Annotated in this window: 12 protein-coding genes; 4 read left to right on the top strand and 8 right to left on the bottom strand. The window is 64.0% G+C overall.

Translation table 11 applies throughout. The features are described 5' to 3' along the window. Window positions 1–12: 12 nt before the first annotated feature. Together DW352_RS00465 and DW352_RS00460 are read right to left on the bottom strand one after the other, a co-directional pair. Window positions 13–1,374 carry an OmpP1/FadL family transporter gene (locus DW352_RS00465; protein WP_115687502.1) on the bottom strand — a complete coding sequence of 454 codons (1,362 nt, stop codon included), beginning with the start codon at window positions 1,372–1,374 and terminating at the stop codon, window positions 13–15. Between the two features lie 213 nt (window positions 1,375–1,587). Beyond that, the gene (locus DW352_RS00460; RefSeq protein ID WP_115687500.1) at window positions 1,588–1,836 is read right to left on the bottom strand and encodes a PilZ domain-containing protein; all 249 of its coding nucleotides are present in this window, start codon (window positions 1,834–1,836) and stop codon (window positions 1,588–1,590) included. A gap of 274 nt (window positions 1,837–2,110) precedes the next feature. Between DW352_RS00460 and DW352_RS00455 the strand changes: the two genes are divergently transcribed. Together DW352_RS00455 and DW352_RS00450 are read left to right on the top strand one after the other, a co-directional pair. Next, complete coding sequence (locus tag DW352_RS00455; RefSeq protein ID WP_115687498.1) at window positions 2,111–2,359, top strand: hypothetical protein; 249 nt, start codon at window positions 2,111–2,113, stop codon at window positions 2,357–2,359. Window positions 2,360–2,455: 96 nt separating this feature from the next. Then, window positions 2,456–3,310, top strand: coding sequence for a fumarylacetoacetate hydrolase family protein (locus DW352_RS00450; RefSeq protein ID WP_115687496.1), 855 nt, complete (start codon window positions 2,456–2,458; stop codon window positions 3,308–3,310). 558 nt (window positions 3,311–3,868) lie between these two features. On the opposite strand, the gene DW352_RS00445 is transcribed toward DW352_RS00450, so the two are convergent. The 3 genes from DW352_RS00445 to DW352_RS00435 form a co-directional block, all read right to left on the bottom strand. Continuing rightward, a complete protein-coding gene (locus DW352_RS00445; protein ID WP_115694166.1) occupies window positions 3,869–5,266 on the bottom strand; it encodes a DUF1254 domain-containing protein in 1,398 nt (465 codons plus the stop codon). 233 nt (window positions 5,267–5,499) lie between these two features. Beyond that, entirely contained in the window at window positions 5,500–6,762 is a 1,263-nt protein-coding gene (locus DW352_RS00440; RefSeq protein WP_115687494.1) for an anaerobic sulfatase maturase, read from the bottom strand. Between the two features lie 18 nt (window positions 6,763–6,780). Next, entirely contained in the window at window positions 6,781–9,249 is a 2,469-nt protein-coding gene (locus DW352_RS00435) for an arylsulfatase (RefSeq protein WP_115687492.1), read from the bottom strand. Between the two features lie 409 nt (window positions 9,250–9,658). Here DW352_RS00435 and DW352_RS00430 point away from each other — a divergent pair, with 409 nt between their 5' ends. After that, window positions 9,659–10,486 carry a hypothetical protein gene (locus tag DW352_RS00430; RefSeq protein WP_115687490.1) on the top strand — a complete coding sequence of 276 codons (828 nt, stop codon included), beginning with the start codon at window positions 9,659–9,661 and terminating at the stop codon, window positions 10,484–10,486. Window positions 10,487–10,559: 73 nt separating this feature from the next. Here the strand turns inward: DW352_RS00430 and DW352_RS00425 are convergent, their stop codons facing one another. Next, entirely contained in the window at window positions 10,560–11,552 is a 993-nt protein-coding gene (locus DW352_RS00425; RefSeq protein ID WP_115687488.1) for a substrate-binding domain-containing protein, read from the bottom strand. 115 nt (window positions 11,553–11,667) lie between these two features. Next, entirely contained in the window at window positions 11,668–12,531 is an 864-nt protein-coding gene (locus tag DW352_RS00420; protein ID WP_245434268.1) for a LysR family transcriptional regulator, read from the bottom strand. 334 nt (window positions 12,532–12,865) lie between these two features. Here DW352_RS00420 and DW352_RS00415 point away from each other — a divergent pair, with 334 nt between their 5' ends. Continuing rightward, the gene (locus tag DW352_RS00415) at window positions 12,866–13,846 is read left to right on the top strand and encodes a Bug family tripartite tricarboxylate transporter substrate binding protein (RefSeq protein ID WP_162826681.1); all 981 of its coding nucleotides are present in this window, start codon (window positions 12,866–12,868) and stop codon (window positions 13,844–13,846) included. 268 nt (window positions 13,847–14,114) lie between these two features. On the opposite strand, the gene DW352_RS00410 is transcribed toward DW352_RS00415, so the two are convergent. Continuing rightward, window positions 14,115–14,786: an outer membrane protein gene (locus DW352_RS00410; RefSeq protein ID WP_162826680.1), complete on the bottom strand. Its 672-nt coding sequence runs from the start codon at window positions 14,784–14,786 to the stop codon at window positions 14,115–14,117. Window positions 14,787–14,819 lie beyond the last annotated feature (33 nt).

Here is a 14,819-nt window from a genome sequence, read left to right as displayed (position 1 = left end):
GCGGCGCCGATTTTACTTCGTGATCAGCGCGGTCTTCCTGACCTCCGGCGCGTCCCACTGATAGCGGAAGCCGAAAGACAGGACGTGGATGTGCGAGTCGACCGAGCCGACATAGACCGGCGAGGTCGCGCCCGTGCCCCACGGATTGCCGCTGCCGGGGCCAAGATTGATCGGCGTGTCCTTGGCGTCGATGTAGGAGTAGCCGAGGTCCATGGTGACACCGCGGAATTGCGGCGGCTTGTAGCTCAGACCCGCCGAGTACCACATGCGGTCATTGTCCGGCAGGCGGGGCGTGCGCACGGCGTCGGTGATCGGGCTCTTTTCGAAGGCGATGCCCGCGCGCAGCGTCAAGGTCGGGTCGACGATGTATTCGCCGCCGAGCGAGTAGAAGTAGCCGTCGCTGTACTGGAACGGCAGCTGGACCGGGCTGCCGACGAGCGTCGCGGTGCCGCCGCTCGCCGTCGTCACGACCGCAGTGCCGATGCGGCTCCAGTTCGACCATTCGAAGCCGGCGAGCAAGGTGAAGCGATCGCCGATGCCCTGGCGCAAACCGACGGTGACCGTGTCGGGCAGATTGAGCGTCGTCTCGATCGAGCCGGGCGTCGAGCCGGCCAAGCCCCCGGTGTCGAGCGTGCCGCTGATCTTCTGGTTGATCGCCGAGCGATAGCCAATGCCGATGGTGGTCGTCGGTGTCGGCGTCAGCGTGAGGCCGGCGGTGAAGCCGAAGCCGTAACCGCTACCGCTCAGATTGGCCATGCGGATCGTCGGCGGCAGGCCGGGAATGATGCCGAGCTGGTCGTAACCGACCTTCATGTATTGGATCTGCGCGCCGACGGCGATGCTGATCCAGTTGTTGAACTTGTACGCGATCGCCGGCTGGAAATTGAAGCTCTTGACGTCCGCGCCCTGACCGTAGGTCGCGCCAGCCCACGCCTGCGGAAAGGCGACGCTCAAGCCGAACGGCGAGTTGACCGACAGGCCGAGCCAGATCTTGTCGGTCAGCTGGTAGCTGCCGTAGCTCGACGGCACGAAGGCCGAGTCGCCCGAGTTGTCGACACCGTTGCGATAGCCCGGATTGAGCGCGCCGAGCGAGGTCGCAAGGCTGCTCGACGTGTAGCTCTGCGACGCCTTGGGGATGACCGCGCTCGCGTCCATCTCCATGGTCTTGCCGGCGAACTGAGTCATGATCGCCGGATTCCAGAACATCGACGACAATGCGCCGCCGGCCGCAACGCCGGCGAACGACGAGCCCTGGCCAGCCGCGCTCTGCTCACGCAGGGCGAAACCGCCGGCATGCGCTTGTGTTGCGATGAGAACAAGAAGCCCGAGCGCGCTGCTCGCGCGCAACGCCACCTTAACGCCCCCAGCCGACATTAAGTCCTCCCCATAGGCGCCGCTCCGGCGCTTTGTCCTATGGTGACCTTCGCGGCGAGCCGACTGCAAGGCAGTAATCGTCAGGGGAAGACCATTCCCCGGGCATTTTCATTTGATTGCGAGAACCTGTTGCCAGCGCGACACAACTTACTGCAGCGCCGCAACGACGTTGCGGTGCATGCATATGTTTGCTCACACATGAAACGCGATACGCTATGTACGAAATTCGACACCCAAGCGAGTCGCGTTGCGCCAGATGACCTGGCATGGCTGGCGGAATCGATCGCGCTCGATCAGCAGCACGAACTCCGCCGGAATGCCGACCTGACTCGCCACTTCGAGGCAGGCGCCGCGGGGGGAGAGGTTGCGCACGCAGCAGTCGATGCCGCCGGCGCGGTTGAACAGAATGGTCCCGGCCTTGAGTGTGCGCATGCGCGGCGCGGTGCGGCGATCTTCTTCCATGATCTTCCTCCGTCGAAGGGGACGGCATCCTCGATTGCGGAAGAGATTACCGTGGGTCTCTTGCACGCCGGTGAAACCGACCGGGAAAAGACGGCCCTGTGGATTTACCAATGATTGATGAAGACCGGCGCCGCATTTTACCGGTGACTTTACGGGTATCGGGTCACCACGCATTCACCACGGCGCGTATCCCGCGACGCCGCGCCCCGCGTGTCGCTCAATTTTAACGTGTATGTCGTGTACTATACCCGCTCACACGAGGGCACCGTTTCCGATGGCCGATCGGCGCGTCTGGGTGATCGTCGGGTTGCTGATGGCGGTCCTGCTGTCCGCCTTCGCGGCCGGGCGCCTGCGCGTCTCCCACGAGGGACGCCGCTGCCTGGTCGAGAGCACGCCGGGCCTGCTGCCCGCGGCGCGCTTCTTCATGGCCCGCACGGCGAGCCGGCCCGACCCGGGCCTCCGGCCGGGCGACACCGCGCCGCACCCGCTGCCTGCCGACGCATCGCCGCGGCCGCTGCCGTGACGCGGCTTGCCCGCGCGCCCTCGCCCGGCGCATGATCGCGCCCGACCTGCCTTAACGATTCCAACCAACGCGAAACGTCTTTCAAGGAGAACGACAATGAAGCTCGTCCGCTATGGCGCACCCGGCCGCGAGAAGCCCGGCATCATCGGCGAGGACGGCAAGATCCGCGACCTGTCGCGCGTCGTCAAAGACATCGACGGCGAGATGCTGTCGTCCGGCGGTCTTGCCAAGATCAAGAAGCTCAACCTCAACCGCATGAAGCCGGTGGCCGGCAAGCCGCGCCTCGGGCCTTGCGTCGGCGGCGTGAAGAACTTCATCGCCATCGGCCTCAACTACGCCGACCACGCGGCGGAAGCCGGCATGCCGATCCCGAAGGAGCCGGTGGTCTTCTCCAAGGTGACGACCTCGATCTGCGGCCCGAACGACGACACGCTCGTGCCGAAGGAATCGGTGAAGATGGACTACGAGGTCGAGATCGGCATCGTCCTCGGCAAGCGCGCGCGCTACCTCACCAAGGAGAACGCCAAGAGCGCCATCGCCGGCTACTTCCTGTCGAACGACGTGTCCGAGCGCTCGTTCCAGATCGACCGCGCCGGCGGCCAGTGGCTCAAGGGCAAGAGCTGCGAGACCTTCGGCCCGATCGGCCCGTGGTTCGTCACCAAGGACGAGATCAAGAACCCGCAGAACCTCAACATGTGGCTCGACGTCAACGGCGAGCGCCGTCAGACCGGCAACACCAAGACGATGATCTTCGATTGCGAGCACATCGTCTGGTACTGCTCGCAGTTCATGGTGCTGGAAGCCGGCGACATCATCATCACCGGCACGCCGCCGGGCGTCGCGCTCGGCATGAAGCCGACGCCGGGCTTCCTCAAGGTCGGCGACGTGGTGACCCTCGGCATCGACGGGCTGGGCGAGCAGAGGCAGAAGCTCGTGGCGTTGAAGAAGTAAGAGGGCGCAGCCCGCGCTGACTCTATCCACCTCATCCTGAGGAGCGCCGCGTTAGCGGCGCGTCTCGAAGGATGAGGTGGGCAACGCGCCGCCAAGCACCGCGGCACATCGCAGAACATCGCAGCCGCTCATCCCCGCGAAAGCGGGGATCCAGCGCTGAGAGAGACATTGCGCCTCGCGAAAGCGGGGCGTTTTAATTCACCCTAGGACAGCACTCGCCGGTCATTGCCGCGAAACGCCGGTCACTCCCGCGCAAGCGGGAAGCCAGTGCGCACGACGTCATCAGATTGAACGCAAACGCCGGGGTTACTGGATCACCCGCTGTCGCGGGTGATGACCGGTCGAACGTGTGCTTGGCATTAGGCAAAGAACCCCTCACCTGCCCTCGCTCGGCTATCGCCGCCGCTCGGGCACCCTCTCCCACAAGGGGAGAGGAGAAGCGCGCACGTGGCAACGCGGTGGCCGCCGCATCGTTCGAGACGCCCGCCTTCGCTGACGCGAGACACCCGCCGTCGCTCGCGCTGCGGCGGGCTCCTCAGGCCCTAGCCGCGTCGTTCGCTACTGCAGCCCCAGCGGCGCCTGCGCTTGTTCGCGGACGATCGCCGGCGGCGCCCATTTGCCGGTGAGCGCTTCCGAGCGCGGCGCGTAGAGCCGCATGGTGAGGTTGAACGGCGCCTTCGGCGCCGGCAGCCAGTTCGTCTCCTTGTCCTTGCCCGGGCTCTCGTTCTGGAAATAGAGGTCGAGCGAGCCGTCGGGGTTGTATTTGAACGGCATCCAGCTGCTGACGGCGAACCGGTTCAACACGTTCGCAACCTGGAAGCCGTCCGAGTCGTAGAGCGTCACCGACCAGAAGGCGTCCACCGGCGGCAAGTCGCTCTTCTCGAAGTGCAACACATAGCGGTTGGCGCCGTCGAGCGGCTTGCCGCTCTCGTCCGCGAGATTGAGCGGATAGATCGCGTCCTCCGGCAGATTGGCGCCGAGGCCGAACTGCGCGACGATCGCGCGCTTGAGATAATAGTTGCCGTAGACGCCCATCGTGTCCGTGTTCATCGACCAGCCGTTGACCACGCGCGCCAGCGTGTGCACCTTCCAGGCCATCAACTGCCGGCCCGCCTCGGGCACATTGGCCAGCGCCCGCCGCACCACCGGATCGGCCTTGTCGAGATCGAAGCTCTTGCCGACCTCGATGCCGAGGCGGCGCATCTGCGCGACGATCGGCTGGTCGGTGATGTGCGGCGGCTGCAGCTTCATCAGCTCGGCCGCCGTGGCGAAGAACTTGGCGGCCGGCATGGAGTCGACTTGCGTCTTCGGCGGCGTCGTCATGTCGACCGTCGGATCGATCTTCACGACGACGGGCCTTGCCGCCTTGCCCCAGTCCGACAGCGGCGTGACCTTGTAGCCGGCCTGGATCTTATGCACGGCCTCGTAGTCGGGCGGACCGTCGGTCTTGGTGCGGCCGATGATCCACACGTAAGGCGTCGGCGCCGGAATACGCGTCACGCCGGCGGGCACCGTGCCGCTCCAGCCCGGCGGCGTCACGAGATAATCGGCCGCCTGCGTGCCGGTCGTGCGCCATCCCGGCGAAGCGAACACGTCGGTCCACATGTCGAGCATCGGCAGCAAGTAGTAGCGGCCGTTGGTATCCGGCGCGGAGACGACCATGGGCTCCTGCGTGAGATCCAGCCAGGCGATGGAATAGAGCGTGTCGAAGTTCGAGCGCACCACATCGCGAAAGTCCGCCGGCGGATATTCGGGCACGCTGACGAACATGTTCATCGGTCCGCGGCCGAACCGCTTGCCGGCTTCGATGTTCGTCGCCTGCCTGCGCGTGATATCCATCATCACCAGCGGATAGAGATAGACATAGGCGCTGGCGCCGATCGCGCTCGCCTCCTGCTCGCTGATCGACGCGGCGCGCGCGGCGCCGACGGTCATCGTCAATGCGACAGCACTCATCGCGAACAGATCGCGCAATCCATACCGTTTCATCGCACCATCTCCGGCTATCGTTCAAGGAACGACAGCGACATTGGTCGCGATGTCGGGCGTCGTGTTGAGACAGATCAACAACGTGACGAAGTCGCCGATGCGGCGTAACGAAACACCGACCGTAGCGGACAAGACGGTATCCACGAGGCGAGCAACGGCGGCGGAAAAGCCGCCGGCACGCTCAGCGCGGCAACGCCGCCTTACGGTCTCGCGGTATGCGTTTGCCGCAACTCCGCGGCGATGCGCTCCACGTGCGGCAGTGCGTGCTTGTAGAACTTCCTCAGCCCGGCGCAGAGATAGTTGAGCCCCGGCTCGCCGTCGGGCGCGCGCAGCAGCCGGCCGCGCGGACACTCGCCCCAGCAGTCCTTCAGATAGGCGCAGTCGCGGCAATAGCGCGGCAAGGTTTCCGACTTGGCGTAGGCGAACTTCACCTGCTGCGGCGAGAACACCATCTCAGCAAGCGGCTTGTCCTGCAGGCGGCCGAGCCGGTATTCGGGATAGACGTAATGATCGCAGGAATAGACGCTGCCGTCGTGTTCGACGGCAACGCCCTTGCCGCAATATTCCGCGTAGATGCACATCTGCGCGCCGAGCCCGAGACGCCGCGCCACCAGGCTCTCGAAATGCGTCACCAGCACGCGCCCCAGGTCCTTGCGCAGCCATTCGTCGAACACGCGCGAGAGGAAATAGCCGTATTCGTCCGGATCGACCGACCAGTCGGTGACGACCGCGTCCGGATGGCCGGGATGCGCCGCCGGCGTGCCGACGATCGGCAGCCGCGCCTGGTCGCGCGCCTGCGGCGCCGCGTTCTCGAAGTCCTTCGGCTCGACGATGGGAATGAACTGCAGCCGCGTGACGCCGAGCTCGCGGCGCAGGAAGCGGTAGACGTCGAGCGGCCGCGACGCGTTGAGGCGGTGCACGCAGGTCAGCGTGTTGAACGGCACGCCGGTCTTGCGCAACAGCTCGGCCGCCGCCATCACCTTGTCGAAGGTCGGCGCACCGCCTTTGTTGACGCGGTACGCATCGTGCAGATGGCGCGGGCCGTCGATGCTCAGGCCGACGAGAAAGCGGTGCTCCTTGAGGAACGCCGCCCATTCGGCGTTGAGCAGCACGCCGTTGGTCTGCAGATCGTTCTCGATGGTCTGGCCGCTCTTCTTGTACTTCTTCTGCAGCGCCACGACGCGGCGATAGAAATCGAGCCCGCGCAAGGTCGGCTCGCCGCCCTGCCAGGAGAACACCACTTCCGGCGCGGTGACGCCGTCGATGTACTGGCGGATGAAGGTCTCGAGCGTGTCGTCGCTCATCGCGCCAGCGCCCGGGCCGCCGGCGAGCCGCTCCTTGCTCAGGTAGAAGCAATAGGCGCAGTCGAGATTGCAAGCCGAGCCGGCGGGCTTGGCCATGACGTGGAAGCGCCCGCCCGAGGTGGCATATCGCCTGAGCGGCGCGCTGTATTTGTCGTCCATAACCGAGCCTGCAAGTCCCTATTCGCTCATCTTGTTGTTGCGCATCGCCTCTTCGAGCTTCTTGACGTCCGCGGGCGAGAGCTGCGGCCGGTCGATCTTGACCGTCAACTTGTTGAGCTTGGCGGTGAGCGCGAACGGCGGCTGGTAGTCGGCATCGTTGACGCCGGTCAGCGTGTCGGAGCCGATGTCGAAGCTTTCGTCCCATTGCAGGATCATAGGCAAGGTCTTCTCCATGGTCTTCGTGTCCACGACCTTGCCGTCGACCTTCAGCGTGCCGACGCCGGGGCGGCCGACGCCCGAGAAGCTGTTAAACGCGATCGTGCCGACGCCGAGGCCGTCGTATTTGAAGTCGAATTCGACGACGTGCCGGCCCGGCGTCAGCGCGTCGGCGCTTTCCCACTTGATGCGCGCGAGGTCGACCATGTTCCACAGCCAGACAGGTTTGCCTTTCAAGAGATAGAAGCCGTAGCCGCCGAAGCGGCCGCCCGAGGTCAGGATCATGCCCTCGGCCCCCTCCTGCGGCACGTCGATATCGGCGCTGACCGTGTAGGACGCATTGAGCAGCGACGGCGAGTCGCCCTGCGGCAGGCCGACCATCGGCCGCGTGTAGACGAACTCGCTGCGGCCCGCCGTGATGTTCGGCCGCGGCGCGACGATGCGCGCGCCCAAGGAGGCGTCCATTGGGAACACCTGATATTTCCTCGCCTCCGCAACGAACGCCTTCCGCATCTCCGCGACTTTCTGCGGATTCTTGGCCGCGATATCCTCCGTCTGGCTGAAATCCTTGCTCAGGTCATAGAGCTGCAACACCTGATTGTTCAGCGGATCGGGATTGGCCGGGCCGAAGGCTTCCCACGGCGCCCGGTTGACCTTGGTGCTGAGCATCCACCCGTCCTGGTAGAGCGCGTACTGACCCATCATTTCGAAGTACTGCGTCTTGTGGCGCGAGGCGACCTTGGCGTTCTTGACGTCGAAGGTATAGGCGAAGCTGGTGCCCTCGATCGGCGCCTGCTTGATGCCGTCGACCGACTCCGGCGCGCGGATGCCGGTGGCTTCGAGCAGCGTCGGCACGACGTCGATCACGTGCAGGAACTGCTCGCGCAGGCCGCCTTTGTCCTTGATGCGCGCCGGCCAGGACACGACCATGTTCTGGTTGATGCCGCCGAGCCGCGAGGCGTTCTGCTTGAACCAATCGAACGGGGTGTCGAAGGCCCACGACCAGCCGGCCGACATGTGATTGTAGGTCTTGTCGGTGCCCCACACGTCGTAGAACTTCATCTGCACGTCGACCGGCAGCGCATTGAGGCCGTTGAAGAAGGCAACCTCGTTGGGCGTGCCGAGCGGGCCGCCTTCCGCGCTCGTGCCGTTGTCGCCGTTGATGTAGATGATCAACGTGTTGTCGAGTTCGCCGAGGTTCTCGAACTGCTGAATGACGCGGCCGATCTCGTGGTCGCTATAGGCGGCATAGGCGGCGAACACCTCGACCTGACGGATGAAGAGCTTCTTTTCGTCCTCGCCGAGCTGGTCCCATGGCTTCAGCAGGTCCTTTGGCCAGGGCGCGAGCTTGGTGTCCTTCGGGATGACGCCGAGGCGCTTCTGGTTCTCGAAGATGCGCTCGCGCAGCTTCTCGTAGCCGTCGTCGAACAGATGCATCGCCTGGATCTTGTCCACCCATTCCTTGGTCGGGTGATGCGGCGCGTGGGTCGCGCCCGGCGCGTATTTGATGAAGATCGGCTTGCTCGGCTGCGTCTGGTGGATCCGCGTCATGTAATCGATGGCGTCGTCGGCCATCGCGGTGACCAGATTCCAACTGCCCGCCGGCTTGCCTTCGAACGGAAAGATCTGCGTCGTGTTGCGGAATAGGTTCGGCTGCCACTGGTTGGCGTCGCCGCCGACGAAGCCGTAGAAATACTCGAAGCCCATGCCGGTCGGCCACTGATCGAACGGCCCGACCTGACTGGCGGCGAAAGCCGGCGTGTTGTGATCCTTGCCGAACCAGGCGGTGGCATAGCCGTTGTCGCGCAGGATGCGCCCGACCGTCGCCTTGTCCCTGCCGATGATGCTGTTGTAGCCGGGGAAACCGGTCGACTGCTCCGAGATCACGCCGAAGCCGGCGGAATGGTGATTGCGCCCGGTGATCAGCGCCGCGCGCGTCGGCGAGCAGAGCGCGGTCGAGAACATGCGATTGTAGCGCAGCCCTTCCGCCGCGACGCGGTCCATGGCCGGCGTCGGAATGACGCCGCCGAACGTGCTCGGCACGCCGAAGCCGGCGTCGTCGGTGATGATCAGCAGAATGTTCGGCGCGCCTTTCGGCGGCACCACGCGCGGCGCCCACCAAGGCTTCGATTGCAACGCGCCATCTCTAATCGTGCCGCCGAACTTCGGATCGGGCGGCGGCAACTGGCGGCCGTCGATCGTGGCCGTCGCATTGGCCGCGCCCGGCGTGCCCGTCACCTGCTGGGCGTGACCGGTCTGGCCCGCAAGCATCGCACTCAGGACCAGTGCCGATGTCGTCGCAATCCATTGGTTCGTACGCAAGGTCACCTCCCGTTGTTGACGAGATGCATAGGCACTGCGAATGCCGCGACGGATGCGCATACCGCAAGCACGCAGCGCGGCATTTATCGGACGCAATTTGTGTGAGGTGCGCTGCGTTCGGCCGTTGACCTGAGTCAAATGCACAGCGGTAAAGCGTGCTCGCGCGGTTGCAACGCGTCTTCGTGCCGTTGAAAGCGCAATCACCAACACGCTGTTACCGCACCTTGCGACACATAACGGACTACAAAGTACGTGGGTCTGTTTGGGGGGTAGCATGGTGCTCAACCGTGTCTGTTGCTTGCTTTTTGCCGCGTCGTTAGCGGGCTTGTCGGGGCATGCGTTGGCGGCCGACATGCCAATGCCGGCCAAAGCACCGGTGGCGGCGCCAGCGCTCGAAACCTGGTCCTTCGCCTTCACACCATATGCTTGGCTGACAGCCCTCAACGGCTCGAGCACCGTGCGGGGTCGCACCACGAACCTCGACGCAAGCTTCGCGGACATCCTCAACAACACGCAATTTCCCAAAGGCCTGTTTCAGCTCGCGGCCTTCGGCGAAGCGCGTTACGGCCGCTGGGCGGTTCTGCTCGACGCGGCCTACATGAAGATGGCGCTCGGTCGCAGCCTGATGGCCTCGCGCACGGTTGACGACGTCAATGCCGGCGTCGGCGCGGGTCTCGGATTGACGATGGAGATGGTGATCGTCGAGGCCGCGCTCGCTTACGAGGTCGCGCGCTGGAACGGGCTCACGGCCCCGGGATCGACGACGGCATTGGATCTCTACGCGGGCGCGCGCACTTGGTGGCAGCGCGGCAAGCTGGACTTGGCGCTATCGGGTTCGGTCAATACCGCGGACCTCACATTGACGGCGGAACGCAACCTCAGCGCGGAGGCCAATGTGAGCTGGGTCGATCCCGTCGTCGGCGCGCGCATCCGCCATCAGTTCGCGCCGCGCTGGGATCTCGTCGTCAGCGGCGATATCGGCGGCTTCGGCGCCGGCAGCAAGTTCTCCTGGCAGGCGATCGGCGCCCTCGCCTACGAAGTGTCGCGCAGCACATCCGTCAGTTGGAGCGGCATGCTCGGCTATAAGGCATTAAGCGTCGACTACTCGAAGGGCTCGGGACTGTCGCATTACGAATTCGACATGGTGATCCACGGCCCGATCCTCGGCCTCGTCGCCCGGTTCTGAGCGGCCATCGCGGGAAACCGGCACTCCGCACGGTTCATCGTATGCGGAGATGCCGTACGTCTCACCGGACGACTCAGATCTTCGATATATCCAGCGTCGAGGGATGAAAGAGCTCCTTTGAATCGACAAGCCGCTTCGACAAGCCTTGCGCGTGATGGTAGCGCACGAAGGCGTCGATGACGTGCTTGTTCTTGTCGTAGCCGTAGGGCCAGTAGTCCTCGCCCATGAGCTTGCGCGCCTCCTCCCACTGATGGGCGACCCACGGCAACGTGGCCATCAAGTGGCAGATCTCGCCGATACTATGAACGGCGTTTTCCTTCGACTGCAGGAACGCTTTGTAGACGTTGACCGGTAACCACGGATACTTTTCGACCAGGCTTCGCCGGATGCCGATCATATGCATGATCGGAAATATCCGCGTCCGCCGGAAGTAATCCTCCTCGGCGGCGCGATAGTCGGAAAAGAGCCTTCCGACGTTCGGAGCCCCTTGCAGGAAGCAGGACGGCGCGCGAGCGCCGATAACGGCGTCGATTTCCCCCGTGGCCAACATCTGCGAAAGACTGCGGTCGTCCGGGATCTGCTGCAGATCGATTTCCTTCGGCAGGGCGATCGGCGCGCGCTCACCCCGCCCGGGCTCTTCGACGCCGCCCCTTCTCCAGTGGACGCTTTCCGGTCGCAGGCCGTATTCGTCCTCGAGGATGCCTCGTATCCAGACATTGGCCGTAATCTGATATTCGGGAAGACCGACCTTTTTGCCCGCCAGGTCGGCGGGTGTCTTGATTCCGCGATCGGTGCGGATGTAGATGCCGGAATGCCGGAACACGCGCGACAGGAACGCCGGCACGCCCACATAGTCGTTCTCGCCACGCGACGTCATCATCGTGTGGCTGCTCATCGACATCTCGGTGATGTCGAACTCGCCGAACTTGAACGCGCGGTGAAACGCCTCCTCCGGCTCGACCGTATTGTAGATCAAATCAACGCCATCGATCGACACGTCGCCGTCCCATACGGAACGAGTCCGGTCATAAGCGGCGCACGCGACTGAAAGCTGGATCTTGGTCATCGACGGATTCCTGACAGCGAGAGGTTTCGCATCAGGGTCCGTCAACGACCGAGAATTGTCTAATTGCCTATGCGCTCGGGGCTCATCACTGAGATCAATGAGATTAAGCGCGAAATCACAGACCTTCGGTGCAGACGTCGGCGATCAGCGCGCGCAACCACGCATGCGCGGGGCTCGAATGGCTTCGTTCGTGCCAGATCATTCGGAACAGCATTTCCCCGGTATCGAAGGGCAGCTCCTGCGTCACCAGCCGCGTTTTTGCCGCGACGGCCTTTTCATGCGTCTTGAACACGATGGTCGGAATGCAGGCCAGCAGATCGGATTGCGCCACGATTCGAAGCGCATCGGCGAACGAGTTGACGATGATGGCGATGTCTCGTGTCTCGCCGCGCAAGCGAAGCCAGCTTTCCACGTGACCCAATCCCTGCTCGGTCGGCGTCACGAGCACATGGGCCGCGCTTAGAAAGCTTTCGAACGAGAGCCGGTTCGAGAGCGTGTGTCCCCTCCGCATCACGCAAACATAGCGGTCCTTCGAAAGCGGCCGAACATGGATCTCCGGCGGAAGCGCCGGAAACGTCCCAACGGCGCAATCGAGGCTGCCGCGCTCGATCGCATTGAGCGAATTCATGTTCGAGTGGATCGAAAAGTTCATCCGCGCCGCGGGCGCGGCGCCTCGCAGTTTGGTGACCAAGCGGGGAATGACCGATGGCGCCAAGCTGTCGGTGATCGCGACACGAAATGTACTGTGATCGGACCGCGGGTCGTAGGACTGCGGCGATATGGTCTCTCGTATCTGCGTCAGGGCGTTGCGCAAGTCGGGCCATATGGCGAGCATATGCGTCGTCGGACGTACGCCGCCGGGCACCTTTATGAAGAGCTCGTCGCGCGTAACGCCCCGTGCGCGCCGCAAGGCGTTGCTGACGGCTGGCTGCCCCAGTCCAAGACTCTTCGCCGCGCGCGTGACATTCCGCTCGAGCATAATAGCCTCCAAGACGGAGACCAGATTCAAGTCAAGTCGCACGGCATCACTCCCCTTGGCCGCAGACGCACATCATCTCAATCGACGTCGCCTGGACGCCAGCGCGAACCGCTCGCCACATATCGAGAACGCCGTAAATTTAGGCACGGATAGCTTACGAAAAGAGCGATGCGCGCCAAGCCACGTCCTCAACGTTCGTTTCTCGCGCACATAGTAGCCTCCACTTGGGCATCATTAACAGCAGTGATGACGGTCCGCGCTATTCAGTATTGGACCGGCCTTTGCGCGACGGCAACAATTGCGCGTCGGGCAATCTCATCGCTGGTGAATGTTAATGGACCGCCGCACCTTTATGGGCTTCGCCGCATTGACCGCTGGATACGGGCTACGTTGCACTTCCGCGACGGCTCAAACCAACTTCCCGAATGGCCCGGTCAGGCTCGTCGTCCCCTATCCTCCCGGCGGCGTGGTCGACGTCGTCGCGCGCAACTGGGCCGAGGCCATGCGGCGCTACGGAACGGTTGTCGTCGAAAATGTTTCCGGCGGTGGCGGCACCATCGGCGCGGCAACGGTCGCACGCAGCAGAGCGGACGGTCAGACCGTGCTGTTTGGTGAAACAGGCTGTCTGATCATTTCGCCTTCCTTGCTCAAGCCGGCGCCTTACGACCCGATTGCCGATTTTGCGCCGGTGTCGATGCTGTTCTCGGCCGACAACCTCATGGTGGTGAATCCCGACCTCCCCGTGAAGACACTGGCCGAATTCATAAGCTATGCGAAGGCGCCGGAGAACAAGGTCGCCTACGCGTCGGCCGGTATCGGAACATCGACGCACTTGACCGGAGAACTGTTCAAGCAGCTGACGGGCGCGTCGAATATCGTGCACGTGCCTTATCGCGGCGCAGGACCCGCTCTGGTGGACGTGATGGCCGGAATCGTGCCGATGTGCACACCGAACGTGACCACCCAGATTCTCGACTATCACCGCGCCGGCAAGCTGCGCATTCTCGCGGTCTGCTCCGCGGCCCGCTTGAAGATCGCGCCGGAAATTCCGACCGCGTCGGAGACACTGCCTGGCATGATCATGCGGATCGTGGGCGGCGTCATCGTTCCCGCAAAGACGCCGGACACGATCGTCTCGCAACTCGCGCAGATGAACCAAGCCGCCGTGAAGGATGAGCGGCTCGTCATGTCCTTGAACAATGCGGGACTTGAGCTCAGGACCGATTTGTCGGTGGCGGCGGCGCGTGAATTTCTGAAGCAAGAAAGCGACAGGCTTCACCCGATCATGAAGATGGCCGGAATACAGGCGCAATGAGGATCGCTCTGTCCCCGGCGCACCGGCCGGGCGCGAACGTCCGGCGGCGCAGGAGGGTCGGTGCATTTCCCCGATACCTCGCCGCCACAGCCGATCGCATAAGGTGATTCACAGCCGTAAGACGTCGGCCTGCCCGGCCCCTCGCCCACGACGGCACGCAAGCGTTTGGTCGCGGTTTGCTCCCGGCCGGCAAGGGGCAACAAGCCGGCCGGGAGTCTGTGCCGTGTCGATACGCTCAGCGACCGGCGCGCATTGAACCGTCTCGCGTCTAGAACCGGTAGTTCACACCGGCCCGGACGAGGTTGGCCTTGAAGCTGACGGTGGCATCGGCGGGCAGGATGCAGGTCGCATAGCCGCAGCTCGCCGAGCCGAGATCGACATAAAGATATTCGGCCTTGGCCGACCAGCGATCGGCGAACGCCCATTCGAGACCGCCACCCGCGGTCCAGCCGCCCTTGGTGCGGTCGACCGAACCGCCGGCGGTCGAGACATAGGCGTTGCCGAAGGCGCCGCCGCCGGTGATGTAAGGCATCCAGCGATCGAAGGCCCAGCCGATGCGGCCGCGCACCGTCGACAGCCAGGTTTGTTTGGTCGTGCAGCTCGAGCAGCCGTTGGTCGTGCCCTTGAGGTTGGCATAGTCGATGTCGCCTTCGACACCCCAGACCCAGTTGCCCGTCTGAATGTTGTAGCCGAGCGTGCCGCCGATCATCCAGCCGTTCGGCGACACCGAGAAGTCGCCAGCACCGCCGGTCCATTGCGACGTGCCGCGCATGTAGCCGCCGTTGACGCCGACATAGAAGCCGGTCCAGGTGAACGGCGCGATATAGACCGGCGGCGCCTTGTAGGCCGGCTGCGGCATGTCGGCGGCCTGTGCGGCGAACGGCGCCACGAACAGGAGCCCAGCGACGGCGATTGCAATTCGCACTTTCTTGACTGTCATTGTGGCGGTCCTTGATGACTGAAAATGACGACC

Source organism: Pseudolabrys taiwanensis, from assembly GCF_003367395.1.
Classification (GTDB): domain Bacteria; phylum Pseudomonadota; class Alphaproteobacteria; order Rhizobiales; family Xanthobacteraceae; genus Pseudolabrys; species Pseudolabrys taiwanensis.
The sequence above is the reverse complement of the archived record's forward strand: the minus strand, read 5'-3'. Positions and strand labels throughout refer to the sequence as shown.

Coding starts and splice junctions, on each gene's coding strand:
- DW352_RS00465 (WP_115687502.1), bottom strand. CDS start 1,374: ATGTCGGCTGGGGGCGTTAAGGTGGCGTTGCGCGCGAGCAGCGCGCTC.
- DW352_RS00460 (WP_115687500.1), bottom strand. CDS start 1,836: ATGGAAGAAGATCGCCGCACCGCGCCGCGCATGCGCACACTCAAGGCC.
- DW352_RS00455 (WP_115687498.1), top strand. CDS start 2,111: ATGGCCGATCGGCGCGTCTGGGTGATCGTCGGGTTGCTGATGGCGGTC.
- DW352_RS00450 (WP_115687496.1), top strand. CDS start 2,456: ATGAAGCTCGTCCGCTATGGCGCACCCGGCCGCGAGAAGCCCGGCATC.
- DW352_RS00445 (WP_115694166.1), bottom strand. CDS start 5,266: ATGAGTGCTGTCGCATTGACGATGACCGTCGGCGCCGCGCGCGCCGCG.
- DW352_RS00440 (WP_115687494.1), bottom strand. CDS start 6,762: ATGGACGACAAATACAGCGCGCCGCTCAGGCGATATGCCACCTCGGGC.
- DW352_RS00435 (WP_115687492.1), bottom strand. CDS start 9,249: ATGCTTGCGGGCCAGACCGGTCACGCCCAGCAGGTGACGGGCACGCCG.
- DW352_RS00430 (WP_115687490.1), top strand. CDS start 9,659: ATGCCGGCCAAAGCACCGGTGGCGGCGCCAGCGCTCGAAACCTGGTCC.
- DW352_RS00425 (WP_115687488.1), bottom strand. CDS start 11,552: ATGACCAAGATCCAGCTTTCAGTCGCGTGCGCCGCTTATGACCGGACT.
- DW352_RS00420 (WP_245434268.1), bottom strand. CDS start 12,531: ATGCTCGAGCGGAATGTCACGCGCGCGGCGAAGAGTCTTGGACTGGGG.
- DW352_RS00415 (WP_162826681.1), top strand. CDS start 12,866: ATGGACCGCCGCACCTTTATGGGCTTCGCCGCATTGACCGCTGGATAC.
- DW352_RS00410 (WP_162826680.1), bottom strand. CDS start 14,786: ATGACAGTCAAGAAAGTGCGAATTGCAATCGCCGTCGCTGGGCTCCTG.